This window comes from Cedecea colo, assembly GCF_011808225.1.
Lineage (GTDB): Bacteria > Pseudomonadota > Gammaproteobacteria > Enterobacterales > Enterobacteriaceae > Dryocola > Dryocola colo.
This window is the reverse complement of sequence record NZ_SOYS01000009.1, coordinates 137,258-163,355: the sequence shown is the minus strand read 5'-3', so window position 1 is coordinate 163,355 and position 26,098 is coordinate 137,258. Positions and strand designations below refer to the sequence as shown.

25 protein-coding genes, 3 tRNA genes and 2 pseudogenes are annotated in these 26,098 nt (G+C 52.6%); 18 read left to right on the top strand and 12 right to left on the bottom strand.

The features are described 5' to 3' along the window. Nucleotides 1-79 precede the first annotated feature (79 nt). The 5 genes from tcyJ (at nt 80) to sdiA (ending at nt 4,343) form a co-directional block, all read left to right on the top strand. Nucleotides 80-880 (top strand): cystine ABC transporter substrate-binding protein, encoded by an 801-nt coding sequence (tcyJ, locus tag E2L00_RS17595; protein ID WP_167613958.1) that lies wholly within the window; start codon nt 80-82, stop codon nt 878-880. A gap of 125 nt (nt 881-1,005) precedes the next feature. Beyond that, nucleotides 1,006-1,992, top strand: a complete 987-nt coding sequence (dcyD, locus tag E2L00_RS17590) for a D-cysteine desulfhydrase (RefSeq protein WP_167613955.1) — start codon at nt 1,006-1,008, stop codon at nt 1,990-1,992. A 35-nt stretch (nt 1,993-2,027) separates the two neighbouring features. Continuing rightward, nucleotides 2,028-2,696 (top strand): cystine ABC transporter permease, encoded by a 669-nt coding sequence (gene tcyL / locus E2L00_RS17585; protein ID WP_167613953.1) that lies wholly within the window; start codon nt 2,028-2,030, stop codon nt 2,694-2,696. Continuing rightward, nucleotides 2,693-3,445, top strand: a complete 753-nt coding sequence (gene tcyN, locus E2L00_RS17580; RefSeq protein WP_167613951.1) for an L-cystine ABC transporter ATP-binding protein TcyN — start codon at nt 2,693-2,695, stop codon at nt 3,443-3,445. The genes tcyL and tcyN overlap by 4 nt, the downstream gene beginning before the upstream one ends. A 175-nt stretch (nt 3,446-3,620) precedes the next feature. Next, entirely contained in the window at nt 3,621-4,343 is a 723-nt protein-coding gene (gene sdiA, locus E2L00_RS17575) for a quorum-sensing transcriptional regulator SdiA (RefSeq protein ID WP_167613948.1), read from the top strand. A 73-nt stretch (nt 4,344-4,416) separates the two neighbouring features. Here sdiA and E2L00_RS17570 read toward each other — a convergent pair whose 3' ends face one another. Continuing rightward, complete coding sequence (locus E2L00_RS17570) at nt 4,417-4,641, bottom strand: DUF2594 family protein (protein ID WP_167613945.1); 225 nt, start codon at nt 4,639-4,641, stop codon at nt 4,417-4,419. A gap of 480 nt (nt 4,642-5,121) precedes the next feature. On the opposite strand from E2L00_RS17570, the gene uvrY reads away from it, so the two are divergent. The 7 genes from uvrY to E2L00_RS17535 all read left to right on the top strand — a co-directional run bounded on the left by uvrY (nt 5,122) and on the right by E2L00_RS17535 (nt 9,411). Continuing rightward, entirely contained in the window at nt 5,122-5,781 is a 660-nt protein-coding gene (uvrY, locus tag E2L00_RS17565) for a UvrY/SirA/GacA family response regulator transcription factor (RefSeq protein WP_167613942.1), read from the top strand. Next, complete coding sequence (gene uvrC / locus E2L00_RS17560; protein ID WP_167613939.1) at nt 5,774-7,606, top strand: excinuclease ABC subunit UvrC; 1,833 nt, start codon at nt 5,774-5,776, stop codon at nt 7,604-7,606. Before uvrY ends, uvrC begins: the two co-directional genes overlap by 8 nt. A 57-nt stretch (nt 7,607-7,663) precedes the next feature. After that, the gene (gene pgsA, locus E2L00_RS17555; RefSeq protein ID WP_167613936.1) at nt 7,664-8,212 is read left to right on the top strand and encodes a CDP-diacylglycerol--glycerol-3-phosphate 3-phosphatidyltransferase; all 549 of its coding nucleotides are present in this window, start codon (nt 7,664-7,666) and stop codon (nt 8,210-8,212) included. A 159-nt stretch (nt 8,213-8,371) separates the two neighbouring features. Further along, a tRNA-Gly gene (locus E2L00_RS17550) sits at nt 8,372-8,447 on the top strand. Nucleotides 8,448-8,498: 51 nt separating this feature from the next. Next, nucleotides 8,499-8,572, top strand: a tRNA-Cys gene (locus E2L00_RS17545). 12 nt (nt 8,573-8,584) lie between these two features. Next, nucleotides 8,585-8,671 (top strand) — tRNA-Leu (locus tag E2L00_RS17540). Between the two features lie 161 nt (nt 8,672-8,832). Beyond that, nucleotides 8,833-9,411 (top strand): UPF0149 family protein, encoded by a 579-nt coding sequence (locus E2L00_RS17535; protein WP_236127773.1) that lies wholly within the window; start codon nt 8,833-8,835, stop codon nt 9,409-9,411. Nucleotides 9,412-9,470: 59 nt separating this feature from the next. On the opposite strand, the gene ftnA is transcribed toward E2L00_RS17535, so the two are convergent. Both ftnA and yecR read right to left on the bottom strand, forming a co-directional pair. Continuing rightward, the gene (gene ftnA / locus E2L00_RS17530; protein ID WP_167613933.1) at nt 9,471-9,968 is read right to left on the bottom strand and encodes a non-heme ferritin; all 498 of its coding nucleotides are present in this window, start codon (nt 9,966-9,968) and stop codon (nt 9,471-9,473) included. A gap of 250 nt (nt 9,969-10,218) precedes the next feature. After that, nucleotides 10,219-10,563: a YecR family lipoprotein gene (gene yecR, locus E2L00_RS17525; RefSeq protein ID WP_167613930.1), complete on the bottom strand. Its 345-nt coding sequence runs from the start codon at nt 10,561-10,563 to the stop codon at nt 10,219-10,221. Nucleotides 10,564-10,939: 376 nt separating this feature from the next. Here yecR and E2L00_RS17520 point away from each other — a divergent pair, with 376 nt between their 5' ends. Continuing rightward, nucleotides 10,940-11,578, top strand: coding sequence for an RpiB/LacA/LacB family sugar-phosphate isomerase (locus E2L00_RS17520; protein ID WP_167613928.1), 639 nt, complete (start codon nt 10,940-10,942; stop codon nt 11,576-11,578). A gap of 59 nt (nt 11,579-11,637) precedes the next feature. Here the strand turns inward: E2L00_RS17520 and E2L00_RS17515 are convergent, their stop codons facing one another. After that, the gene (locus E2L00_RS17515) at nt 11,638-13,056 is read right to left on the bottom strand and encodes an MFS transporter (protein WP_167613926.1); all 1,419 of its coding nucleotides are present in this window, start codon (nt 13,054-13,056) and stop codon (nt 11,638-11,640) included. Nucleotides 13,057-13,271: 215 nt separating this feature from the next. Between E2L00_RS17515 and azuC the strand changes: the two genes are divergently transcribed. Further along, nucleotides 13,272-13,355 (top strand): stress response protein AzuC, encoded by an 84-nt coding sequence (gene azuC / locus E2L00_RS17510; RefSeq protein ID WP_014229869.1) that lies wholly within the window; start codon nt 13,272-13,274, stop codon nt 13,353-13,355. A gap of 520 nt (nt 13,356-13,875) precedes the next feature. Then, the gene (locus E2L00_RS17505) at nt 13,876-14,127 is read left to right on the top strand and encodes a DUF2766 family protein (protein WP_167613924.1); all 252 of its coding nucleotides are present in this window, start codon (nt 13,876-13,878) and stop codon (nt 14,125-14,127) included. A 78-nt stretch (nt 14,128-14,205) separates the two neighbouring features. Here the strand turns inward: E2L00_RS17505 and E2L00_RS17500 are convergent, their stop codons facing one another. Beyond that, on the bottom strand, nt 14,206-15,549 hold the full coding sequence (locus E2L00_RS17500; RefSeq protein WP_167613922.1) for an anaerobic C4-dicarboxylate transporter: 1,344 nt from the start codon (nt 15,547-15,549) through the stop codon (nt 14,206-14,208). 662 nt (nt 15,550-16,211) lie between these two features. Between E2L00_RS17500 and E2L00_RS17495 the strand changes: the two genes are divergently transcribed. After that, entirely contained in the window at nt 16,212-16,469 is a 258-nt protein-coding gene (locus E2L00_RS17495; RefSeq protein WP_167613920.1) for a hypothetical protein, read from the top strand. On the opposite strand, the pseudogene E2L00_RS21740 reads toward E2L00_RS17495, so the two are convergent. Further along, nucleotides 16,379-16,675 (bottom strand): annotated as a pseudogene (locus E2L00_RS21740) (IS4 family transposase); the annotation flags it as partial. The gene E2L00_RS17495 and the pseudogene E2L00_RS21740 overlap by 91 nt on opposite strands. Nucleotides 16,676-16,941: 266 nt before the next feature. Between E2L00_RS21740 and E2L00_RS17490 the strand changes: the two are divergent. Continuing rightward, on the top strand, nt 16,942-17,478 hold the full coding sequence (locus E2L00_RS17490) for a glycine zipper 2TM domain-containing protein (protein WP_167613918.1): 537 nt from the start codon (nt 16,942-16,944) through the stop codon (nt 17,476-17,478). A gap of 39 nt (nt 17,479-17,517) precedes the next feature. Here the strand turns inward: E2L00_RS17490 and E2L00_RS17485 are convergent, their stop codons facing one another. From E2L00_RS17485 to E2L00_RS17475, 3 genes are all read right to left on the bottom strand, one after another. Continuing rightward, nucleotides 17,518-18,546: a Gfo/Idh/MocA family oxidoreductase gene (locus tag E2L00_RS17485; RefSeq protein ID WP_167613916.1), complete on the bottom strand. Its 1,029-nt coding sequence runs from the start codon at nt 18,544-18,546 to the stop codon at nt 17,518-17,520. Nucleotides 18,547-18,683: 137 nt separating this feature from the next. Beyond that, nucleotides 18,684-18,926 carry a hypothetical protein gene (locus E2L00_RS17480; RefSeq protein WP_201279478.1) on the bottom strand — a complete coding sequence of 81 codons (243 nt, stop codon included), beginning with the start codon at nt 18,924-18,926 and terminating at the stop codon, nt 18,684-18,686. Between the two features lie 328 nt (nt 18,927-19,254). Then, nucleotides 19,255-19,887: a TetR/AcrR family transcriptional regulator gene (locus tag E2L00_RS17475; RefSeq protein ID WP_167613914.1), complete on the bottom strand. Its 633-nt coding sequence runs from the start codon at nt 19,885-19,887 to the stop codon at nt 19,255-19,257. A 245-nt stretch (nt 19,888-20,132) separates the two neighbouring features. Here E2L00_RS17475 and bhsA point away from each other — a divergent pair, with 245 nt between their 5' ends. Then, a complete protein-coding gene (bhsA, locus tag E2L00_RS17470) occupies nt 20,133-20,390 on the top strand; it encodes a multiple stress resistance protein BhsA (protein WP_167613912.1) in 258 nt (85 codons plus the stop codon). A gap of 90 nt (nt 20,391-20,480) precedes the next feature. On the opposite strand, the pseudogene E2L00_RS17465 reads toward bhsA, so the two are convergent. The 3 genes and pseudogenes from E2L00_RS17465 to mfd form a co-directional block, all read right to left on the bottom strand. Beyond that, nucleotides 20,481-21,314 (bottom strand): annotated as a pseudogene (locus E2L00_RS17465) (MFS transporter); the annotation flags it as partial. A 125-nt stretch (nt 21,315-21,439) separates the two neighbouring features. Continuing rightward, a complete protein-coding gene (gene ldtC, locus E2L00_RS17460; protein ID WP_167613908.1) occupies nt 21,440-22,405 on the bottom strand; it encodes a L,D-transpeptidase LdtC in 966 nt (321 codons plus the stop codon). Nucleotides 22,406-22,584: 179 nt separating this feature from the next. Next, nucleotides 22,585-26,031, bottom strand: a complete 3,447-nt coding sequence (gene mfd, locus E2L00_RS17455; protein WP_167613906.1) for a transcription-repair coupling factor — start codon at nt 26,029-26,031, stop codon at nt 22,585-22,587. Between the last annotated feature and the right edge of the window lie 67 nt (nt 26,032-26,098).

The following is a 26,098-nucleotide window of genomic DNA, read 5'->3' as shown; positions in this document are numbered from 1 at the left end:
ATAAGTTGTAGCGGACTGGTTTTGACGGTAAAAGCCAGCTCGCTACACTACAACAACATTATTGATAGCTGGGGTAACGATGAAATTAGCAATGGTGGGACGTCGGGCGCTGATGGGCGTACTGGCGGTGGCGCTGGTTGCGGGTAGCAGCGTGCAGGCGTTTGCGGCAGAAAATTTACTCAATAAAGTCAAAGATCGCGGTACGCTGCTGGTGGGCCTGGAAGGAACTTATCCTCCGTTCAGCTTCCAGGGCGACGACGGTAAGCTAACCGGTTTTGAAGTGGAGTTTGCCGAGCAGCTCGCCCAGCATCTTGGCGTGAAAGCGGCGCTGAAACCAACCAAATGGGACGGCATGCTGGCTTCGCTGGACTCCAAACGTATTGACGTGGTGATTAACCAGGTCACCATCTCCGACGAACGTAAGAAAAAATATGACTTCTCCACGCCATATACCGTTTCTGGTATTCAGGCGCTGGTGAAAAAAGGCAACGAAGACAGCATTAAAACGGCGGCCGACCTGAAGGGTAAAAAGGTTGGCGTGGGTCTGGGCACCAACTACGAACAGTGGCTGCGTGAAAACGTGCAGGGCGTAGACATCCGTACTTATGATGATGACCCGACGAAATATCAGGATCTGCGCGTTGGCCGTATCGATGCCATTCTGGTTGACCGTCTCGCCGCGCTCGATCTGGTGAAGAAAACAAAAGATACCCTGGCCGTAGCGGGCGAAGCCTTCTCTCGCCAGGAAGCGGGCGTGGCGATTCGTAAAGGCAACGAAGATCTGCTTGATGCGGTGAACAAAGCCATTGCTGAGATGCAAAAAGATGGCTCGCTGGCAAAACTGTCCGAAAAATGGTTTGGCGCTGACGTGACCAAATAATTCCGCCAGATGCCTGAAAGGTGCTGATAACAGCACCTTTTTTTATTTGTATTTGCCGGGAATTATCCACGCTGGTACATAATGAAGGGATGGGGGATTTTCGTTCCGCCTTAATGGAGTAGCCTATGTCACTGCATAACCTGACACGTTTCCCGCGGCTGGAGTTTATCGGCGGTCCTACGCCGCTTGAGTACCTGCCGCGTTTTTCTGATTACCTCGGTCGCGAGATTTATATCAAACGTGACGACGTCACGCCCATAGCGATGGGCGGCAACAAGCTGCGCAAGCTGGAGTTTCTGGCCGCCGACGCGCTGCGCGAAGGTGCCGATACGCTGGTCACCGCCGGCGCTATCCAGTCGAACCATGTCCGGCAGACGGCGGCCGTTGCGGCAAAGCTTGGTCTTAAATGCGTCGCCCTGCTTGAAAACCCTATTGCCACCCATGCTGATAATTACCTCAGCAACGGCAACCGTCTGCTGCTCGATCTTTTTGATGCTGAAATCGAAATGTGCGATGCGCTGCACGCGCCCGACCAGCAGCTTGAGGAAATTGCCACGCGTCTCGAAGCGCAGGGGTTCCGTCCTTATGTGATCCCGGTTGGCGGGTCTAACGCGCTTGGCGCGCTTGGTTATGTGGAAAGCGCGCTGGAAATTGCCCAGCAGTGCGAAGGGGCGGTGAGCGTTTCATCCGTTGTTGTGGCTTCCGGCAGCGCAGGCACGCACGCGGGGCTGGCCGTTGGGCTGGAGCAGGTGATGCCGGACGTCAGTCTTATCGGCGTAACGGTTTCCCGCACTATCGCCCAGCAGCAGCCAAAGGTGGAAGCGTTGCAACGCGCTGTAGCGCATTCTTTAGAATTAACCGCTTCCGCGCCCATCAGGTTATGGGATGACTATTTTGCGCCAGGCTACGGCACGCCTAACGAAGAAGGCCTTGAGGCCATCAAACTGCTGGCGCGGCTGGAAGGTATTTTGCTCGACCCGGTTTATACCGGCAAAGCGATGGCGGGATTAATTGACGGCGTGGCGCAAAAACGCTTTAAAGATGAAGGACCGATAATTTTTGTGCATACCGGTGGGGCGCCTGCGCTGTTCGCTTACCATCCGCATGTGTAGTTCATAATAATAAATAGACAGGGTGTGAGTTAAGTATGCAAGAAAGCCTACAACTGGTGCTGGATTCGGCACCGTATCTGCTCAGGGGCGCCGTGTTCACGCTGCAGCTTAGTATTGGCGGCATGTTCTTCGGTTTACTCCTCGGATTTTTACTGGCGCTGATGCGCCTGTCGCCGTTTCTACCGTTTTCGCTGCTGTCACGTTTTTACGTGTCGATTTTTCGTGGCACGCCGCTTATCGCCCAGCTCTTTATGATCTATTACGGCCTGCCGCAGTTTGGTATCGAACTGGACCCTATTCCGGCGGCGATGATCGGGCTGTCGCTCAACACTGCGGCCTACGCGTCTGAAACGCTGCGTGCGGCCATCTCTTCCATCGAGAAAGGTCAGTGGGAAGCGGCAGCAAGTATTGGTATGACGCCGTGGCAAACGTTGCGGCGCGCCATTCTGCCCCAGGCCGCGCGCGTGGCGTTACCGCCGCTTAGCAACAGTTTCATCAGCCTGGTAAAAGACACTTCGCTTGCGGCGACTATTCAGGTGCCGGAACTGTTCCGTCAGGCGCAGCTGATCACCTCGCGTACGCTTGAAGTATTCACCATGTATCTTGCGGCTTCGCTGATTTACTGGGTAATGGCAACGGCGCTTTCCGCCCTGCAAAACTACTTCGAAAACCAGTTAAACCGCCAGGACAGGGAGCCAAAATGAGCGCTATCGACGTAAAACAACTGGTGAAAAAATTCCACGGCCAGGCGGTGCTGCACGGTATCGATCTGGAGGTGAAGCCCGGCGAAGTAGTGGCGATCATCGGGCCAAGCGGCTCCGGTAAAACCACGCTGCTGCGCTGCATCAATCTGCTGGAGCAGCCTGAATCCGGCACGATTCAGGTTGGGAATATCACCATTGACGCCGCGGTTTCCATGAGCAAACAGAAAAACCGGGTGCGTGAACTGCGCCAGCATGTGGGCTTTGTTTTCCAGAGCTTTAATCTGTTCCCGCACCGCACGGTGCTGGAAAATATTATTGAAGGGCCGGTCATCGTAAAAGGTGAGCCAAAGGAAGAGGCGACGGAGCGTGCGCGTGAGCTGCTGGCGAAAGTCGGGCTGACCGGCAAAGAAACCAGCTATCCGCGACGGCTCTCCGGCGGGCAACAGCAGCGTGTGGCCATTGCCCGCGCGCTGGCGATGCGCCCGGAAGTCATCTTATTTGATGAACCCACCTCGGCGCTGGACCCGGAGCTGGTAGGCGAAGTGCTGAGCACCATTCGTCAACTGGCCCAGGAAAAGCGCACCATGGTTATCGTGACCCATGAAATGAGCTTTGCGCGCGACGTTGCGGACAGAGCAATCTTTATGGATCAGGGACGCATTGTGGAACAAGGCCCGGCACGTGAGCTGTTTGCTCATCCTCAGCAGCCGCGTACTAAGCAGTTTCTGGAGAAATTTCTTACGCAGTAACGAAAACCCTCTCTCTGTGAGGGAGGGGAAAATAATATTAATCTGAATCAGCGGCCTTATTTTTAAAGAAACCGACCGGTTGGTCGATAACTCATATAAATGTGTTTATTAAACGCCTCAGCGTTACATGTTTATGCCATAAGCGCTCATGGTTTCAGGAGGAATACCAGATATAATGCCGGATTGCGATTTTTTTAGCTGGCGACGGGAAACGCTTGATGCTTTCCAGTCTATTACCGAAGCCTGCGAAGTAACTACCACGGTTCATCGATACACTCAGTCGTTAGAATTTGATTATTTTGCGTTCTGCGTTCGCCACCCCGTACCTTTTACCCGCCCAAAAATGTCGGTGTTTTCATCCTACCCACAGGCCTGGCTTGAGCATTATCAGGCTGAGAATTATTTTGCGATCGATCCGGTGCTAAAGCCGGTGAATTTCATGCGCGGCTTTCTGCCGTGGAATGACCACCTGTTTGTCGATACGCCAGCGCTTTGGGATGCCGCACGGGACCATGGCTTGCGGCAGGGAATTACGCAATGCGTCATGTCGCCTTCCAGAGCGGCGGGGCTGCTTTCGGTGTCACGTTCATCGCTGAAAGGCAAATTATTGCCTGATGATGAACTGAACGCTCGTTTGCAATATGTTGCCGAACTCAGTTTGATGACGCTTACACGTCTGGCCGATCCCAGCGTTGACGGGCTGACGATGAAACTGAGTAAACGCGAGCTGGAAATTTTACAGTGGACGGGAGAGGGTAAAACGTCGGCGGAGGTCGCCATGATTTTATCGATATCCGAAAATACCGTTAATTTTCACCAGAAGAATATGCAGAAAAAGTTTAACGCGCCTAATAAAACGCAAATCGCCTGTTATGCGGCGGCGATTGGGATCATCTGAGCGACTTCCCGTTCTGCGTGCCAGACGACAAAACGGCGGATAACAGAGAATGCATTCCGCCGTCACCCACCGGCTACTGGCGATAAGCTTGTTTAATTTGCTTAACGGTATTACCAAACACTTCAGCGTGCGCCGTGTCATCCATCTGAGCGATTTGCTTTTCCATTTTAATGATAACCTTACCGGCGTCAGCCTGGCCCATCGCTTTGAGCATCTGGGTTAACATGGCTTTCAGGCAGGTGACTTCAATAGCCAGTTCGCTATTGCTGTCAGCGGTGGAAAAATCAGGAGTGCTCATTTATTTTCCTCAAGTCTTGGTTAGTACACCGTCATTCGGCGCAACGGTTTTGTAAGGCGGCGGAGTATAACACACTGGCCGATCGTTTTATTAGTGGTTACGATAGCGCTGAGATTTTACGCGCGCTTGTCTTTCTTTTTACCGCCCGGTTGTAAAGCAATAATAAACCGAATCCTACGAACTACCGTAAAAATGTTTATGATTCGTTTATTAAACGTTAACAAATAGTATGTTTGAAGGTAATGGCTACCTTTTTATCTTCTTGATTTATTATGGTTTTTAATCGATTGCGCATTTTTGCTTCTTTGGGTAAACCGCTTTTCCATCAGGCGTTCTTTTTGCTGAACGCTGTAAAACTAAATTTCCGAAACGCGAGTAATCCCGCTTTCTCATTCTTTGCATTTTAAACTTCCCGGAAAACCCGTTAATATGAGTATCTAAGCTTTTAGCAGCGTTATCCCTTTTCTGGAGAGTTATCCTTTGATCAACGTTCTTCTTGTTGATGATCACGAGCTGGTGCGCGCAGGGATACGACGCATTCTTGAAGATATCAAAGGGATTAAGATATCGGGTGAAACAAATTGCGGTGAGGATGCCGTGAAATGGTGTCGCGCCCATCCGGTCGATGTGGTGTTAATGGACATGAATATGCCCGGCATCGGCGGCCTTGAGGCCACGCGCAAAATCGTACGTTACTCTTCAGATATCAAAGTTATTATGCTGACCATTCATACGGAAAATCCGCTGCCGGCGAAAGTGATGCAGGCGGGCGCCGCCGGCTATCTGAGTAAAGGCGCGGCTCCCGGAGACGTGGTCAACGCTATTCGATTAGTGCATGCCGGCCAGCGCTATATCGCTTCAGATATTGCCCAGCAGATGGCGCTAAGCCAGATAGAACCGGAAAAAACGGAAACCCCGTTTGCCAGTTTGTCTGAGCGCGAATTACAGATTATGCTGATGATTACCAAAGGTCAGAAGGTCAATGAGATCTCTGAGCAGCTTAATCTGAGCCCGAAAACGGTCAACAGTTACCGTTACCGCATGTTTAGTAAACTAAATATCAGTGGCGACGTTGAGCTGACGCATCTGGCCATTCGTCACGGTTTATTCAGCGCGGAGACGTTAATCAGTAGTGAGTGAGACATTCGATTCACAAGCCTTCCTTAAGACCGTCACCAGCAAACCCGGCGTCTATCGTATGTACGACGCCAGCAGTACGGTTATTTATGTCGGTAAAGCCAAAGATTTAAAAAAGCGTCTGGCGAGCTACTTCAGAAGCAATCTGTCGAGCCGAAAAACCGAGGCGCTGGTGGCGCTTATTCAGCATATTGATGTCACCGTCACCCATACCGAAACGGAAGCGCTGCTGCTTGAACACAACTACATCAAGCTGTATCAGCCGCGCTATAACGTGCTGCTGCGTGACGATAAATCCTACCCGTTTATCTTTCTCAGCGGTGATACGCATCCGCGTCTTGCCCTGCATCGCGGCGCTAAGCATGCCAAAGGCGAATACTTCGGCCCGTTTCCTAACGGTTATGCCGTAAGAGAAACGCTTGCGCTGCTGCAAAAAGTTTTCCCCATCCGCCAGTGCGAGAACAATGTTTATCGCAACCGCTCCCGTCCATGCCTGCAATACCAGATTGGGCGCTGCCTCGGCCCCTGCGTGGCGGGGTTAGTGAGCGAAGACGACTACGCCCAACAAGTGGAGTACGTTCGTCTTTTCCTCTCCGGCAAGGACGATCAGGTGTTGACGCAGCTTATCGAGCGTATGGAGCAGGCGAGTAAAAACCTCGAATTCGAAGCCGCGGCGCGTATCCGGGATCAGATCCAGGCGGTGCGACGTATTACAGAGAAGCAGTTCGTGTCCAATATGGGCGACGACCTGGACGTTATCGGCGTGGCGTTTGACAGCGGTATGGCCTGCGTACACGTATTGTTTATCCGCCAGGGTAAAGTTCTTGGCAGCCGCAGCTATTTCCCGAAAGTGCCGGGCGGCACCGAGCTTGCGGAAGTGGTCGAGACTTTTGTCGGCCAGTTCTATCTGCAGGGCAGCCAGATGCGAACCCTGCCGGGAGAAATTTTGCTCGATTTCACGCTGCCGGACAAAACGCTGCTGGCTGATTCGCTTTCGGAGATGGCCGGGCGGCGCATTAACGTGCAGACCAAACCACGCGGCGATCGCGCTCGCTACCTGAAGCTGGCGCGCACCAATGCCGCCACGGCGCTGGTCACGCGTCTTTCTCAGCAATCCACCATCCATCAACGTCTCCAGGCGTTGGCGCAGGTGCTGGAGCTGCCGGAAATTAAGCGCATGGAGTGTTTCGATATCAGCCACACGATGGGCGAGCAAACGGTGGCTTCCTGCGTTGTGTTTGATGCCAACGGTCCGCTACGTGCGGAATACCGTCGCTACAATATTTCTGGCATCACGCCGGGCGATGATTATGCGGCCATGAACCAGGTGCTGCGCCGTCGCTATGGCAAGGCCATTGAAGAAAGCAAAATCCCGGACGTCATTTTGATAGACGGCGGAAAAGGGCAGCTGAGCCAGGCTAAAACGGTGTTTGCCGGGCTCGACGTGCCCTGGGATAAGCATCACCCGCTGTTGCTGGGCGTGGCCAAAGGTACGGACCGCAAGGCGGGCCTTGAGACGCTTTTCTTTGAGCCGGAAGGGGAAGGTTTTTCTTTACCACCGGATTCGCCAGCGCTGCACGTTATTCAGCATATCCGCGATGATTCGCATAATCACGCGATTAGCGGGCACCGGAAAAAACGCGCCAAAGTGAAAAATACCAGCTCGCTGGAAACCATTGAAGGCGTCGGGCCAAAACGCCGCCAGATGTTGTTGAAGTATATGGGCGGATTGCAACCGTTAATGAACGCATCCGTTGAAGAAATCGCAAAAGTGCCAGGTATCTCGCAGCAGCTGGCAGAAAAGATCTACTACTCGTTGAAACATTGAGGCCGCTGTAGCAACATAGGGACAATTCCCACTTACGACAGACAGTTATCCGGCACTATGCAATTTAATATCCCAACGTTGCTTACTCTGTTTCGTGTCTTTCTCATCCCGTTCTTTGTGCTGGCTTTTTATCTGCCGTTCACCTGGGCGCCTTTTCTTTGCGCTTTTATCTTCTGGCTGGCGGCCATTACAGACTGGTTTGACGGATTTCTCGCGCGCCGCTGGAACCAAAGCACCCGCTTTGGGGCATTCCTAGATCCCGTAGCGGATAAGGTGATGGTCGTCGTGGCCCTTGTGCTGGTGGTCGAACATTACCACGCCTGGTGGGTTACGCTGCCGGCAGCGACCATGATCGCCCGCGAAATTATTATCTCTGCGCTGCGCGAATGGATGGCGGAAATCGGTAAGCGCAGCAGCGTTGCGGTGTCATGGATTGGTAAAACCAAAACCATGGCGCAGATGCTGGCCCTGATTGGCATGCTGTGGCGTCCGAACATGTGGATTGAGTACGCCGGCATCGGTCTTTTCTTTATCGCCGCGGTATTAACCTTCTGGTCGATGTTCCAGTATCTGGCCGCCGCACGCGGTGATTTGCTCGAACCGTGATCTAAGCGGCGTAAAATTCAGCAAACGAAACGCGGTGCAGGAAAATTTCATTGACTCATTGCGCCATCTAAGTAGAATGCAACGCATCGAACGGCAGCATGGCCTGTCGGAAGATAATAAAATCAAGTGATTAGCAAGCAGATTCACTGGTAAAGATTTGCGGGAATAGCTCAGTTGGTAGAGCACGACCTTGCCAAGGTCGGGGTCGCGAGTTCGAGTCTCGTTTCCCGCTCCAGATTTATGTAGCAGAAAAGTTCTGTTATGGCCTGCAAAGGCAAAAAGTTTTGGCGCGTTAGCAAAGCGGTTATGTAGCGGATTGCAAATCCGTCTAGTCCGGTTCGACTCCGGAACGCGCCTCCACTTTCTTCCCGAGCCCGGGTGGTGAAATCGGTAGACACAAGGGATTTAAAATCCCTCGGCTGTATGGCTGTGCGGGTTCAAGTCCCGCCCCGGGCACCATGGGAACACAAGAATAAAATCAATGATAAGCAGTGTCGTGTAAACCACCTTCGGGTGGTTTTTTTATTGCCTGTAACAACCCTTTCCAGCTATCTTGCCTGATATTTCCTTATGCTCACCGACAAGCGCGTGTGAAAAACCCAGCCACTACAGGAGCCCGGATGATGAACCAGGGACCATTAACAGAAGAAGAGATTGAATGGCTTGATGAGGTGCTGCTCAGGCACGCCACCGAGCGTTCCATTATGGATGTAGCTGAAATGGACGGCATGCTGACCGCTATTCTTTCTGGGCCAAAAGAGGTGGGGCCGGAAGCGACGTTTGCCGCATTCTGGGGTGGTGAAGGGGACCAGCCGCTCTGGGAGTCAGAGGACGAGTTGAAAAAGTTCGTTGAACTGACCTTCAAGCATGTAAACGATATTGCGGAACGCCTGAGCGGTTATCCGGAACAATACGAGCCGCTGTTCGGCACCAGCATCGTTGAAGGGCAGGAGTTCACCATCGTGGAAGAATGGTGCTTTGGCTATATGCGCGGCGTTATGCTGTGGGAGGTTGAGCCAATGCCTGAAGAGCTGCTCGCTATGCTCAAGCCGATTGCCCTGCACGGGCTGGAAGAGAAGTTTGATGAGCTTGATAGCCTGTCGCATGAAGTGTTTATCGACAGCATTGAGGAGATCAAACCTGCCGCACTGAGCGTATTTGCCTACTGGCAGAACAAGCAGCACTCCAGCCTGCATTAAAACTAAAACGGGCCAGAGTGTACAAGCGCTTCGGCCCGGGTAACGCTTATTGCTTCACATCAGGCCTGGGTATCAAGGGTGGCAAGTTCTTTATCCACAAAATAAAGTCCTTCACCACTTTTACCGACCAGGCTAAGTTTATCCAGCACCGACTTAAACAGCTTCTCTTCTTCATGCTGCTCGGCAACGTACCACTGCAGGAAATTAAAGGTCGGGTAATCCTGAGAAGTCATCGCCGCGTGAGCCAGTTCATTAATCTTGCTGGTAATTAGCTGCTCGTGTTCATAGGTCGCTTTAAATAAAGCGTCCAGAGATTCGTATTCGCTAAAGGGCGTGGGCACTGCATTAATGCGCGGCATATTTCCGGTATCGGTCAAATAGGCAAACAGGCGCTGCATATGTTCCATCTCTTCCGTCGCATGGCGACGCAGGAACGCCGCGGCACCTTCAAAGCTGTGGTAGCTGCACCATGCGCTCATCTGCTGGTATAGCAAAGAGGAATACAGTTCAAGATTCATTTGTTGGTTAAGTTTTTCGACCATATCTGTTTTCAGCATAGCGAGCTCCATTTAATTGCGATCCGACAGTGGCGCTACTCTATTTTTTTAAAGTTAATAATGCAAATAAATTGTTATTAAATTGCCGTAATGAGAATGGTTGCTAATATTATTCTTTTTTAATTTTAAAATTAAACGGCGGTAATAATTATTATTGTTTAAAAATATAGTTGGCAGACAGGGCTGACGCCGCACGATTTATAAATTCCCGCAGCGTCGCAGATTTTACTTAATATCGCTATGGAGACGATTATTGCACTATCAGCTCATCCCGGAGATATTTTTCCATGCCGACCCCGCGGCACTGGTACTCAAGGGTTACTTTCTGATTCAGACATAAAGCACCGCTGCTCAGGCTACAGGTTTTTATCGGCTCACCATAGGGGAAGGCGGCGATATATCCCCACTGCTGACACTGGTGGCTGGCGGTAGACTGCGCGATAAAGGTATCAACTTTTCCTTTTTGCAGCGGAGCGAGATCGAATCCAAGGCGCACCACGCCCGCCACTTCGCTGCTTTTAACCGGTTCCGGCGTTTTATTGAAGGTGCAGCCACCCAGTAAAAGGATGGCAATACATAAAGAAGAACGATGCATAATATGAAGCCTCGGCTGGCACTTTTTTACAGGGTAGCACGTCTGAAATCCCGGCGATCATCGGCGGTATAAAGTGAGAAAATTTTATTTAAAATCAGGCTAAAATGCATCTTTAAGGCAAATTTTTTCTTAAACAAGCAGGAGGTTTTTCGTTTCTTTCAGAGGGAAAACCAGCGGGCCTGCGCAACGCCAGCAGCGATCGGAGCCGGCGGTTAGCAGAAATGTGAGCGTATCTTAATTTTTTAAAACAATTTTTCATTAAATTTGAAAGTATGTTTGCCAGATAGTATGGTTAGTTCATATATGCACTTCACCATGACTATTCATCACGGCTTTTCGCTCAGGAATGCCGGTGATCCAATCAGGAGACGAAAGAATGAAAATTGCATTGATGATGGAAAACAGTCAGGCTGGCAAAAACGCCATCATCCTTAAAGAGTTGCAGGCGGTTGCGGCTGAGAAAGAGTATCCGGTTTATAACGTCGGCATGAACGATGAGCAGGATCATCACCTGACCTACATCCACCTGGGCATCATGGCAAGCATTTTGCTCAACGCCAAAGCGGTTGATTTTGTGGTTACAGGTTGCGGTACGGGTCAGGGCGCGCTGATGTCGCTGAATATTCATCCGGGCGTGATGTGCGGCTACTGCATTGACCCTGCGGATGCCTTCCTGTTCTCGCAGATTAACAACGGCAACGCGCTGGCGTTGCCGTTCGCTAAAGGCTTCGGCTGGGGTGCCGAGCTGAACGTACGTTACATCTTCGAAAAAGCTTTTACCGGCCGTAAAGGCGAAGGTTATCCGGTTGAGCGTAAAGAGCCGCAGGTGCGTAACGCCGGTATTCTCAGCCAGGTTAAAGCGGCCGTGGTAAAAGAGAATTATCTCGACACGCTGCGTGCTATCGACCCTGAGCTGGTCAAAACGGCCGTTTCCGGCGAGCGCTTCCAGAAGTGCTTCTTCGAAAATTGCCAGAATGAAGAGATTGCCGCGTTCGTTCGCGGAATCCTTGCGTAATCAAGGGAAAAACGGCTGGCAAACGCTAGCCGTTTTTTAGCGCCGGCACCTTCCTCGCATTACTTCTTATTTGAAACTGAACTGCCCGCCGTGCGCGGCAGACGCAGTAAATCAAAAAGTCCGATCAGGCAGATAAGCGTAATCAATATAAACGAGATTTTGATGCTGATACCGGGCAGGGCGCTCAGTCCCAGCCACCCGCTGATTTTCTCCCCCAGCCTGATCCCGATGGCGCCAAGCGTGATGCCGAGCCCTACGGAAAGCTGGGTCGCCGTGCTGAATAGCGTATTGGCGTAGCTCATCTGCCGGGCGGGAATATCCGCAAAAGCCAGCGTACTGATGCCGGTGAACTGCATCGAACGAAACAGTCCGCCAAGGAACAGGATGATGATGGTCATCCACGTTGCGGTGTGTGGCGTGAGGAAAGCGCAGGCAAGCAGCGCGGCCACGTTCAGCAAGCCGTTAATGATGAGCAGCTTTTTAAACCCAAGCGCACGGATAAGCGGCGTGGTGCCGGGTTTCATCGTCAGGTTGCCCGCGAATACCGCCAGCACCAGCAGGCCAGAATGAAACGCATCCATGCCAAATCCAACCTGAAACAGCAGCGGCAGTAAAAACGGCACGGCGCTGATCGAGGTGCGAAACAGCGAGCCGCCGTACATCGTGACGCCGAAAGTCTGCACTTTAAGCGCATCCAGCCGAATCATGGGATGCGCCGCGTGTTTAAAATGGCGGAGTGAAAACCACAGCGCTGCCGCTCCCGCCGTCAGTAAAGCTAGCGTAGCGACAACGTTGATACTGGCTTCGCCCAGCATTTCCAGCCCGTATACCAGACAGATCATAGCGATCGCGGTACTGACAAAACCTATGCCATCAAACGGGCGGCGCTCGTCATCGTGCACGTCCGGTATCAGCCGCCAGGCCAGCGCCATGGCAGCAAGCCCGAGAGGAAGGTTGATATAAAAAATCCAGCGCCATGACGCATAGCTGGTGATAAACCCGCCCAGCGGCGGTCCGATAATAGGGGCGACCAGCGCAGGCCAGGTTAAGGTCGCTATGGCGGCGATTAGCTGGTTTTTCGGCGTCGTTCTTAATACTGCAAGACGGCCTACCGGCACCATTAACGCACCGCCAGTGCCCTGTAAAACGCGCATGGCGACAAACTGCTCAAGGCTGTTGGCGAGGCCGCACAGCACGGAGGCGACGGTGAAAATACCCAGCGCCAGGGTAAAAACTTTACGCGCGCCAAAGCGGTCGGCAATCCAGCCGCTGGCGGGAATAAGTACCGCAAGGGTGAGCAGATAGGCGCTCATGCCTGTATTCAGGTCCACGGCATCCACGCCGAAGGTTCGCGCCATCTCCGGTAGAGCGGTGGCTATCACCGTCCCGTCGAGGAACTCCATAAAAAATGCGCCAGCGACCAGCAGCGCGGTTAAGGATATGCCGCGTTTTTGCGCGGAAGGAAGGTTATCAGACATGGTTGCCGCTCGAAATTAAAATGATGTTTTAAAATTTTACCGAAACAGATAATCAGGTAAGTACCGGATTTGCAAGCGGTTTGACAGGTACAGCCTGTAAAAGCTACAGATATTTTTTGTGATTGGCATCACAAAATGATTGATTTATGTGATGGAAGTCATATTATAGGCCGCATAACGAGCAACGCCTGTATAAATAAAAACCGGAGTACATAATGAAACTGCGCAAAATCCTGAAAAGCATGTTTGAAAACTACTGCAAAACCTTCAAAGACGTACCGCCGGGCGCGATGTTCTGAGAAAGCGTGATGCTAAAAAAACCTGCCGAGGCAGGTTTTTTTGTGTCCGCAATTCAGGCTTATGGATGTGAAACAGCCTCACGTACCGCGACTTCGTGGAAAAAGTTTTGAACAGTTTGTTATTGCCCCAGCGCTCTTCGTAACGGTGACCGATCGGAGCTTCAATTACTCTCCGCTCCTCTGTTTTGATATCTTCTGCCTTTCGCTTTCTGCGCCATCTTCTGCGGATGGGTATGCAGAAGGATAAGCTTGATGTCGGTCACCGCATTTGTAACCTGGCGTAAAAGAAGCTCTTTAATGAGACGCGATTCCACTTTATTGGTCCTGTACTTAAATGAATGGCCTTGCGCACTTTCAGGCATAAGATTCTGCGAGGTGAAGTGAATATCAGGGTAGACGTTGAGCCTCACTTCCTCGCCGCAGAGCAGATCGTACCTACCGGTATGCCTTCAGAATGTATTGTTGCCTCGTGCTTGATGGCGCATGTACTATGACGCGCAATATGAAACAGGAGAAAAAGATGTCTGAACAATTATCCGCCGACCAGGAGCTGGTTTCCGACGTGATCGCCTGCCAGCTGGTGATTAAACAAATTCTGGACGTGATTGACGTCATTGCCCCGGTTGAAGTGCGCGACAAGATGGCAGGCCAGCTTAAGACTATCGATTTCGCAACCCATCCTGCGGCGGCGGATCCGGTAACTCGCCGTGCGATTCAAAAGGCCATTGCGCTTATCGAGCTGAAATTCACTCCGCAGAAAGACGCAAATTAATCCGCAGTCTTAGGGCGAAAACGCTAACGCTTATCCGCCTTTATTTATGGGGCGGATAAACGCGTCGTTAACGCCACCCTAAAAGAGCGTCATCACCAGTAAATAACTCGCCACACAGGCGCAGCTCACGCCGATCAACCCCGGCAGAATAAAGCTGTGGTTGATGATAAATTTGCCAATGCGTGTGGTACCGGAGCGGTCAAAGCCGATACAGGCCAGATCGCTTGGGTAGGTCGGCAGCACAAAATAACCGTAGGATGCGGGGAAGAAGGCAATCAGCATTTTGGGTTCTACGCCCAGCATCAGTCCCATCGGGGCTACCGCCGTCAGGGCTGCGGCCTGGCTGTTCACCAGTTTAGAAACCAGGAACAGCACTATCGCGTAGGTCCACGGGTGGCTTTTCACCACGCCTTCCAGCGCCATTTTCAGCGCTTCGAGATGCGCCTGGAAAAACGTATCGCTCATCCATGCTACGCCAAATACCGAGAAAATCGCCACCATCCCGGCTTTAAACACCGCGCCATTTGCAATGGCTGTGGCATTTACTTTGCACAGGATAAGCATCACCGCACCGGCAATCAGCATCATCATCTGAATCACCAGATTCATGGACAACGGCTTCATTACGCCTTTCACATCAAAGGCTGGTCGTAACTGCGGGAGCGCACCGAGCGCCACTACCACCAGAATCCCGGTAAAAAAAATCCACGTTGACCAGTATGCCTGCTTTGGAAACGTCTGGTTCATCAGCGTTTCACTGCCGCCGTAGATATAGTCGCGCTGTTTCGGGTCGGCAATTTTTGCCTGAAACTCTGCGTCGTCCGCCAGATTTTTACCGCGTTTCAGGCTCCAGAGCGCGGCGATCAGCACACCAAATAGCGAGGCCGGCACGGAGACTGAAAGAATTTCCAGAATGCCCCACGCGCGCCCTATACCCTGGCCCGCAGCCAGAATGGAAACCAGTGACACAACGGCAACGGAGACAGGCGAGGCGGTGATCGCCATCTGTGAGGCAACAGAAGCCACGGCCATCGGACGTTCAGGGCGGATGCCTTTTTTCAGCGCGATATCGCCAATAATCGGAAACATGGTGTATACGACGTGCCCGGTGCCGCACAGAAACGTCAGCGTCCAGGTGGTGAGCGGTGCCAGCAGCGTAATGTGCTGAGGATGTTTACGCAGCAGACGCTCGGCAAACTGCATCATCACATTCAGACCACCCGCGGTCTGGAGCGTGGCGGCGCAGCCAATAACGGCAAGAATAGTGAGCATGACGTCAACCGGTGGTTTACCCGGCGCCAGCCCAAAAATAAAGGTCAGAATAAACAGTCCGATGCCGCTAATTAATCCCAGACCCATCCCGGCAAAGCGTGTACCAATAAGCAGACATAAAATAATGATGACGAATTCAACAGCTACCATAATAATCCCTTAAATTTTCTCCTGACCAAAGCATTGCAGATTGTAAGGTTTAGCTTTGGGACACAGATCTGATTTATTAAATTTCAATGAAAACAGCAAGTTAATAACAATACGTTAACATGTTAACCGCGAAAGGCCGCCCGCAATAATGTGTCAGGGAAAATTTAGACGCGTTAACGCGCCGATTTCGATGCCGTTAATAAACCGATCGCTGATTGTTAACTATTTCGCAAAGTATTGTTTGTCGCATATCAAAAGCCAGATTATTTTCATTGCGGAGTAATATCAGAAATAGCTTCGGTTGCAGGGTGATTGTATTAAAAGCTGGAGGCTGTAAAGAAAGGCGGGATTATTATTACGGCTAACTCCCTGCGCGCTTGTTATACTTAACTATTTGGAAAGAATTTATATTTATCCCCTTGTTTTATTTGTGTAAAAAAATTAAGTTACTTTTAGGCCAACCGCTAAGCATTGTAATCATTCGTTAATCTAAAGTTCTGCCCTGTGTTTAGCGCCCTCCGCACCAGAATTTTAGTTGCCACCGTATTAATTGTGGTGAGTGCATTCACAATAAATATTCTTATCAATTACTCAATTACTCAATTACTCAATTACTCAATTACTCAATTACTCATTCGGCTAATACAAAAGCCATTACCAGTATGCTTATCCCGCTGGCGGCAAGACATCCCGCAACGGTGGATCGGTGGACTGAAACCAAAGTCGCGCGGATGAATCCGCTTACGCCGCACGTGGCAGATGCCGCTTCTGTTCCGCTGCTAACGCAGACTGCTACTTCCGGCAACTTTATGAATGTGGATATTGGCTATCCGCTCCAGTCGACGGCAACGACACACAGGGAAAGCTGGCGGGTGAGCAGGGAGGTGAAATTATTAACAATCAGCGGCATATCGCGGTGAGGATACGTGTTTCCGGTAAACGGTCAACATATTTTATTTTGCTTTTAACCTGGGCAATTCCCGGAAGTGTCGACCGGTACTGGTTAAAGTCCGGGATGCTCCCTTTAGCAGGGCAGCAGTCGCGTCGGGCAGGGGCGCTGGCGATACTTATGGACCGGAGCTAAAGCATCGCGGAAAAAAGTCTGACATCTTCTGCGTGTCGGCATAGCGGTGTACTCACTAAGTTAGGGACGTAATTCAGCAGATCGCATCACGCTATGCCTGTCTCTTTTTCTGGGAATCCCTCAGGGCGCGAGCCGGATTTTTACGCCTGCAATGCAGAAGAAAATGGAGCCGAGGTTTGATGCTTAGGAGTTCTCTGAAACCTGTTGATTTAAAGAGTAAAATAGCACTTTTCATCCTTTATCTGATTTGTCACTGGACTTAATTGGTTGCAAAATTGCCAGCAATTACACAGCCGGGAGGATGTCCTGTGAATAAATCAATGTTAGCGGGTATAGGAATTGGCGTGGCCGCAGCACTTGGAGTTGCCGCGGTCGCAGGTATGAACGTATTTGATCGCGGCCCTCAGTACGCACAGGTGGTGTCTGCGACGCCAATCAAGGAGACAGTAAAAACGCCGCGTAAAGAGTGCCGCAACGTGGCCGTAACGCATCGCGCTCCGGTACAGGATGAAAACCGCATCGTGGGTTCTGCTCTGGGTGCGGTTGCGGGCGGCGTCATCGGCCATCAGTTTGGCGGCGGGCGCGGTAAAGACGTTGCCACTGTAGTTGGCGCGCTGGGTGGAGGTTACGCCGGTAACCAGGTACAGGGCGCCATGCAGGATCGCGATACCTACACCACGACACAGCAGCGCTGTAAAACGGTGTACGATAAATCAGAAAAAATGCTGGGTTACGATGTGACCTACCGCATTGGCGATCAGCAGGGAAAGATACGTATGGATAAAGATCCCGGAACGCAGATCCCTCTGGATGGCAAAGGCCAGCTGGTGCTGAATAAAATCTAATTATCTGACGTGCGGCGGGCCATCGACCCGCCTGCAATATTAATGCTTTCCACGTAACGTCTGCTGTATTGCCAGTAAAGCCTTAACCTCTGTTATTCGACGGCGAGTCAGGGCCGGAATTTCCTCCGGTTTGCTCACAAACATTCGCTGAGCGCCTAAAACCACTTCCTCTAAACACCTGTCGTAAAGCGGACCGGAAATCTTAAGCTGACGACTGCTGTTGGCGTTGAGCACTTCCACCACTTCATCAGCGCCGCGGCGGTCAACGTTCACGATCCGGCCATCGTGCAGATAGATTTTCATGCCTTTTTGTCCGCCCGCAGGGCCAGCATATTTATTAAGAGCGAGGGTGAAAGGAATGCCGCTTATTGTTCCACGTAGCATTGCGTCACCTTCTGCGGTCGTCAAATCACCCGGCTGGATGCCGTTGCCCAGGCGATCGCGTGCGTGAAGCAGTTCTACGGTTAATGCTTCGCTACCGCCCAGCCTGTAAACGGTTTCGCGCATCATCGCCAGTACGTGCGTACCGATATCGACAATCACCCCATCGGGATGGCGAAGCTGCCGGGTATCGGCTTTACCCGTCGCAAAATTCAGCGCCACAGGCTCACCCGCATCGTTAAAACCGCTTGGCTCCAGTAAAAAACCTGCAATGCGTTCGATTTCAGCAATGCTTTTTATAAATTGCATGGCATCCGTACGAACCATCCAGTGATCGAGCGCCAGAATACGCGACGCAATAGCTGGCTCTTCCAGCCATTTTTCTAAAACAGCGAGCTGTTCAAGCGTGGCGGCAACGGGTTTTTCCACCACGATTTGCGCGACCTTGCTTTTCAGAACCGCTTCAAGCACGGGCAGATGAAGAAGTGACGGGGTGGTGATAAAGACAATATCTAACGATAGCGCCAGCAAGTCGGTGAGTGACTCGCAGCGCGTAATTCCCGACGGCTGACGAGCCGGATCGGGATCGAAGCCGTAACACTGAATTTCAGCAAGAGGAAGACGGGAAATCGCCGGAAGATAGGCTGTCTCCACCACGGCGCCAGTGCCAATTAATCCAACCAACATATGAATATCCTGCGACAGATAAATAATACAAATAGAGTAGCCCTATCTTTTAAAGCAGTACTGGAGACGGGTCGAGAATGAAAATGTATGCAGCGGTAAATATGCGGGCCAGCATTCGACGCTGGTTCGCGCGCAAATCAGAACAGCAATGAATAATTCACGCCATATGTCCGACCGCGCCCTTTATACACATACAGCCACGGGCTGGCGTAAATCACGTTCCACTTCTGCCGCTCGCTATCGACTTTGGTTTCCGGTTTCAGCACGTTAAAGCTTATGTCGGTAAGCCAGACGGAGCCCGGAATAACGTCATCCGCCGCGCCTTCCGCCCCGTAAATACGACGTTTATCGTCTTCAACGTTGATGCCCTTTGTCGTCAAACCAGCCGCTCAACGCAACGCACGGTGAATGACTGATCCCTGCGGTTAAGCAGCAGGCGCGCATCCCGTAGACAAAAATCAGCCATGAAGATGTTCAGGAAGAGGCGCAAGGCGAACTGCTCTGGGATAAAGCCACGGCCGGTGACCGTGAGTTCTGCGGCTGGATAGCGGCAGAATCTTCAGGGGTGAAAATGCTGCGCCGCCATTTTGCTCGGGGAACGCGGGGCAAGCCATAATGCCGTCAATTTTATGGCCTGCTGGAGCAAGGGCGCCAAAAGCAAGCGGGGAAAGCCGGGTTATTCCCTCTCCCGACGGAGAGGGAGGTAAATTACCCTTTTTTCAGCTCAGGCCACAGGCGGAGCGTGGTTTTCACGATACTCAGTAAATCTTCATAGCTGGCGTTTTCACGGGAGCTGACCGACATGCCCTGAATAATGCAGCACAGATATCTGGCGAGCGTCCGGGCGTCGCTGCCGGGAGGGATTTCACCTTTCTGCTGTCTTTGCGTCAGGAAACGCACCAGCGTCTCTTCCTGCATGGCATGGCGCGCTTTGATGGTGGCTGCGATATCTTCAGAAGAGGCCGCCAGCACCGATGAGGTACAGATGATAAAGCAGCCCGACGGGGTATCTTTATCGGTAAAGCGCTTCGCCACGGTAAAAAGATAATCCTCAAGCGCCTGTTCAAGCGTACGCTCTTCGCAGAACAAACATGCCTCATGTTTTTCCGCAAAGCGGGCGATGTAATGATCGAGCACGGCCCGGAATAATCCCTCTTTATTGGTGAATTCTGCATAGAGCGTCGGCGCTTTTGCCCCCGTCGCTTCTACCAGATGCGCCATCGAGGTTGCCTCATAGCCGTGTTGCCAGAACAGCGTCATGGCCTTATCGAGTGCAGCTTCCCTGTCGAACACTTTCGGCCGGCCACGGCTTTTTTTAATGCAGCTTGCGTCAGTAGACATATTTGCCGTTTAACCTCTGTCTGTTTAGTGAGCGATCATTATAAAAATTATCGTCCCGCGTAGCCAGCGGCATCTGCCAAAAAATAAAATTTTCCTATGTCTTTGAAAAATAATGTTTTTACAAATTAATTAACGGTCATTATAAAATGGTGTTGACCTATGATACGGATCACGCTTATCATTTATGTATCGATCGTTAACTAATTAAGTTAACGGCATCTGTTCATCTGCTGAAGGCATCTACCATGAAAAACGTAAAAACTCTTATCGCTGCTGCTCTCCTTAGTTCTGTGTCATTCGCAAGCCTCGCGGCTGTAGAAGTTCAGGCTACCCCGGCTGACCAACAGAAAGTCGGCACCATCAGCGCAAACGCCGGGACTAACCTGGGTTCACTGGAAGACCAGCTGGCGGCTAAAGCTGATGCAATGGGCGCTAAATCGTTCCGCATCACTTCAGTATCCGGTCCGAACACGCTGCACGGTACGGCTGTAATCTATAAATAAGCGTAACCCTCAACGCGCTTAACCCTTTATGCCATGCCACAAAAAAGGCCTTGTCGAAAGACAAGGCTTTTGCTTTTTATGGGGCCTTCATCAGGCAAGCTTGCGTTGTTTGCGCATATTCCGCAAACGGCTCACGCTAAAGGCCAGGGCTACCACAGTGGCGGCCGTTGCCACCCAAAGACTGAATCGAACCGCCATATCCTCCTGAATTACATTTTTCAGCGCGGGCTGAGCCATCGCCGATAAAATTACGCCCACGAAAGCCGTGCCCAGGCATTGCCCAAACGTTCGCATTATCGCCAGCACGCCTGAAGCATATCCGCTGTTTTCACGGGCAACGTTTGACAGCAGTTCACGATTGTTCGGGCTTTGAAAACAGCCAAACCCGACACCGCACAGCAAACTCCGCACGGCAATATCCCACTCCTGCGCGCGTTCAGGAAGCTGCGCCAGCAAAACCAGCCCACAGGCAAATATACACAGCCCAACGGTTGAGATGATGGCAGGCGGATAGCGATCGGCCAGCCGGCCCGCGTGCGGCGCGATCAGCACGATCCCCGCCGGCCACGGCAGAAACAGCAGCGCGGAGGCAAACGCGCTATGCCCATAAACGCTCTGGAACAGGAAGGGCAGCGCTACGAAGGTCATTCCCTGACTGACAAAGGAGGCCAGGGAGGTTAACGCCGCAAGAGAAAACCGAGCCGAGCGGAATATTTCCAGCGGCATAAGAGGTTTTGTGGCACGACGCTGACGCCAGATAAACAGTCCACCTGCGATAAGCGCGGTAAAGACGTAAGCAAGGGCTATTATCAGCGTCGAAGAGGTTGTTTCTCTGTCGCCCGATTGCGTAAAAGCGTTTGCGGCAAGAATCAGTCCTCCCAGCATAACGGCCGATAAGATAGCGCCCGCAAAATCAAAAGGTTCGCTGGCTGCGAAAACTCGTGCTTAGCGTTTGTCGCCAAAAAATGTTAGCGGTAAACGGCGAAGAAGGATGCTAAAAAAGCACCGAAGAAGCGTTTGAACGGTGCTTTTTACCCGCGGGCATTCGCTCAAATTGCGTTCGCCGCGTGAGCGTTTATCTCAACAGGCATACCGGAGCGATGCTGCATTGCCCGCGCCATAATCTGCGCGTCCGTTTCCGGCGCGGCCTGGAACTGCTTCATCCGGGCGTTAAGCAGGATCGGTAGCACTTTCGGATCGTCATTAATCGACTTCGACAGCGGCTGATGCACCTCAACCAGGCGTCGGCCATCCGGCTCAACGGACGCTTTAATCGGCGTGTTGATAATGCGTACCGGCGTGCCAACAGGCATTTCTTTATAGAGCGCTTTGATGTCGTCATCGCGCAGACGGATACAGCCGGAGCTCACGCGCATGCCGATGCCAAAATCAGCGTTGGTTCCATGCAGCAGGTAAACCCCACCGTAGGCCGCGAGTCGGATAGCGTGGTGGCCCATCGGGTTATCCGGGCCTGCCGGGACGACGGCGGGCAATTTAATGCCGTTTGCCAGGTAGCGTGCGCGAATGTTTGCGGTAGGTGTCCAGGTAGGGTTTGCTCGCTTATCGGAGACGGTCGTTTGCATCGTAGGCGTCATCGTATCCCCACCCAACTGGCCAATGCCGATAGGATAAACCGTTACGCTATTTTTACCCGCCGGGTAATAGTAGACGCGCAGTTCGGCGAGGTTGATAACCAGGCCTTTACGCGGCGCATCAGGCAGCAGCATCTGCAGCGGTATCGTTAATACGCTGCCGGCGCGTGGAACGTAAGGGTCAACGCCGGGATTAGCCTGCAACAGCGCAAGGAAACCTACGTTGTACTTTTTGGCGATAGATTCCAGCGAGCCGCCGTCATCCTGCACAACGTGAAAGACGTTCTGGCCGATAAGACGGCTGCCTGTGGCCGGTAACGGCCAGCAATTGGCACCTGCCGGAAGCGAGGCCAGAGTTACCAGCAGGAGAATTATCGATGCCAGCCAGCGTGCGGGCGTTGAGAAACGTCGCGAAAAGCGCATGATGCAAACCCCATTTTTATTAAGTCTAATGTTATTAAAAAGTTAATCAGGGATTATGCGGGGAGCCAGCGTCGGGAAACCCTGGCTGATTGCAAAGAATGTGTAAATGTTACAAAAAGGGCAGAGGCTGAAGACTCTGGCCGGGCGGGTAAGCATTGCGCTCCCCGCCGCCTGGAAAACTAGGCCGCAGTATTCTCCGCGAGCTGACCCATAAAGTTGCGCACCCAGTCCATCCGCGTTTTACGGTCGGCAAGATCCTGCATAAATTTTAGCCTCGTCGGGCCGTCAAGGCGATAGTGCTGCGGCTGCTTCTGCAACAGCCCTATCAGCCACACCGGATCGACATGATTTTTCTCGGCAAACTCAATCACGCCGCCTTTTTCATTGCCTTCTATCTTACGCACGCCAAGCTTCTGGGCCTGCTGGCGCAGCGCTGCGATATCCAGCAGATTGCGGGCGGCGTCCGGCAACAGGCCGAAGCGGTCGATCAGTTCGACTTTCAGCTCGTCCAGCTCGTGTCCGGATTTGGCGCTGGCGATGCGTTTATAGAACGACAGGCGCGTGTTCACGTCCGGAATAAAATCCTCTGGCAGCAGGGCAGGCATGCGCAGTTCCACTTCCGTCTGGCTGCTGGTTAAATCTTCCAGCGACGGCTCGCGGCCCTCTTTGAGCGCGTCAACGGCGTTTTCCAGCATCTCCATATACAGCGAGAAGCCGATAGTTTCCATCGAGCCGCTCTGGCCTTCACCCAGCAACTCGCCCGCGCCGCGGATTTCCAGATCGTGCGTTGCCAGAGCAAAACCAGCCCCCAAATCTTCCAGCGAAGCGATGGCCTCAAGGCGTTTTTGCGCATCGGTAGTCATCGCTTTCGGATGCGGCGTCAGCAGCCAGGCGTAGGCCTGGTGGTGCGAGCGCCCGACGCGGCCACGTAGCTGGTGAAGCTGGGCAAGCCCAAAGTGGTCCGCACGTTCGATAATAATGGTGTTCGCCGTTGGGATATCGATGCCGGTTTCAATAATGGTGGTACAGACCAGCACGTTAAAACGCTGGTGGTGGAAATCGTTCATGACCCGTTCCAGCTCCCGCTCGCGCATCTGGCCGTGGCCGATAGCAACGCGCGCTTCGGGCACCAAATTTGCCAGACGTTCCGCCGCTTTCTGGATATTTTCCACGTCGTTGTAAAGGTAATAAACCTGCCCGCCGCGCAGCACTTCACGCAGAATAGCTTCGCGAACCACCAGCTCATCGTACTGGCGCACAAACGTTTTTACCGCCAGACGGCGAGCCGGTGGCGTGGCGATAATCGACAGATCGCGCATGCCGCTCATCGCCATGTTCAGCGTGCGTGGGATAGGCGTTGCGGTAAGCGTCAGAATATCGACATCCGCACGCATCGCCTTAATACGTTCTTTATGACGCACCCCAAAGCGGTGCTCTTCATCAACGATCAGCAGGCCGAGATCTTTCATCTTCACATCGTTTTGCAGCAGCTTGTGCGTGCCGATGAGAATATCAACTTTGCCTTCCCTTGCTTCTTCGAGAATTTGCGTTTGCTCTTTAGCGCTACGGAAACGCGATAGCATCTCCACGCGCACCGGCCAGTTAGCAAAACGGTCCTGGAAGTTATCAAGGTGCTGCTGGGCCAGCAGCGTGGTCGGGACAAGCACCGCAACCTGCTTGTTATTTTCGACGGCCAGGAATGCGGCACGCATCGCCACTTCGGTCTTACCGAAGCCGACATCGCCACACACCAGCCTGTCCATCGCCAGCGGCTGGCACATATCGCTCAATACGGCGTTAATAGCCTGAGCCTGATCCGGCGTGGTTTCGAACGGGAAGCTGTCGCAGAAGAGCTGGTACTGTTCCTTATTGTGTTTAAAGGCGAAGCCTTCTTTCGCGGCTCGTTGGGCATAGATATCCAGCAGTTCCGCTGCGACATCGCGCACTTTTTCAGCGGCTTTTTGCCGTGCGCGGGACCAGGCGTCGCTGCCGAGTTTATGCAACGGCGCGCTTTCTTCCGCGCCGCCCGCGTAACGGCTGATCAAATGCAGTGACGAAACGGGCACATACAGCTTCGCATCACCCGCGTAGGTCAGCATCAGGTATTCAGCGGTGATGCCGCCCGCTTCCAGAGTGGTTAAGCCTGCGTAACGCCCGACGCCATGTTCCAGGTGCACAACCGGCTGCCCGGTATGCAGCTCCGCCAGGTTACGAATCAGCGTATCCGGGTTGATGGCGCGACGCTTGTCCTGACGGCGGCGGCTGACGCGTTCCCCCAGCAGATCGCTTTCGCAAATCAGCGCGCGCTGACGCAAGGTATCGATAAAGCCATGTTCGCTGGAGCCAAGCATCAGATAGCGTCCACGATCCTCTGCTTCATCCAGACGATAAATACGCTTCGGCGCAACTTTAATACGCGAGAGTAGTTCACCCAGCGCCTCGCGACGGCCTTCGCTTTCGACCGAGAAAACGACCGGACCTGCGAAAGATTCGAGGAATTTACGCAGGTTATCGAGCGGGGCTTTATTTTGCGCCTGTACCGCCAGATCGGGCAACGCGTGATAGCCCAGATTGGTATTTGCGGCTTTATCGGCAAGTTTGTCGGTCTTAAGCTGGATGCGCGGCCAGGTTTTCAGCTCGCTGAACAGCTCATCCACGCGCAGCCACAGGCTTTCTGGCGGCAGAAGCGGGCGCATCGGGTCCACGCCACGGTTCTCAAAACGCGCGGTAGCATCCTGCCAGAAACGCTCTGCGCTGGTTTCCAGATCGCCGGTATTCACCACCAGCGTATTTTTCGGGAAGTAGCTAAACAGCGGCGGCAGCGGCTCGCTAAAGAACAGCGGCTGCCAGTATTCGATCCCGGCGGGCAGGGTGCCTTTACTCACCTGCTGATAGATATGCTCTGCTTCGCGCTTCACATCGAACCTGTCGCGCCACTGGCTGCGGAATAGCTCAATGGCCGCTTTATCCGTCGGGAATTCATGCGCGGGCAGCAGGTTGATGGCTTCCACTTCTTCGAGCGTGCGCTGGGTATCCACGTCAAATATGCGCAGGCTGTCGATTTCGTCGTCAAAAAAGTCAATGCGGTACGGTTGATTGCTGCCCATTGGATACAGATCGAGCAGCGCGCCACGCGTAGCGAATTCACCGTGCTCCATGACCTGATCCACGCTGCGATAACCGGCCTGTTCAAGCTGGCTACGTAAATTATCGCGTGAAAGCTGCTGGCCCTTTTTCATCACCAGCGCGTGGCCGTGCAGGTAGCTGTGCGGGCACACGCGCTGCATCAGCGTATTGACCGGCATAATCAGCACGCCGCGTTTCATGGTCGGCAGTTGATAAAGCGTGGAGAGGCGCGATGAGATAATTTCCTGATGCGGCGAGAAACTGTCGTACGGCAGCGTTTCCCAGTCGGCGAGATTCATCACCAGGCTTTCGGTGAACTGGCTTATCTCATCGTGCAGACGCAGGGCATTTTGCATATCGGGCGCAATTAACACCACCGGGCCGCCGTGACGTTCAACAATTTCGGCCACCTCTGTTGCGCAGGCAGAGCCGGTGAGCTCACCGAGGTGGCGTTGATCGTCGGCTTTAACAGGTAAGGAATAGCGATAATGTTCAGGCATAGCGGAATCGGGATCTCTCAGGTTGCACCTTGTGCATCGGTCCATGAACTTCAGATAGTTATTATTA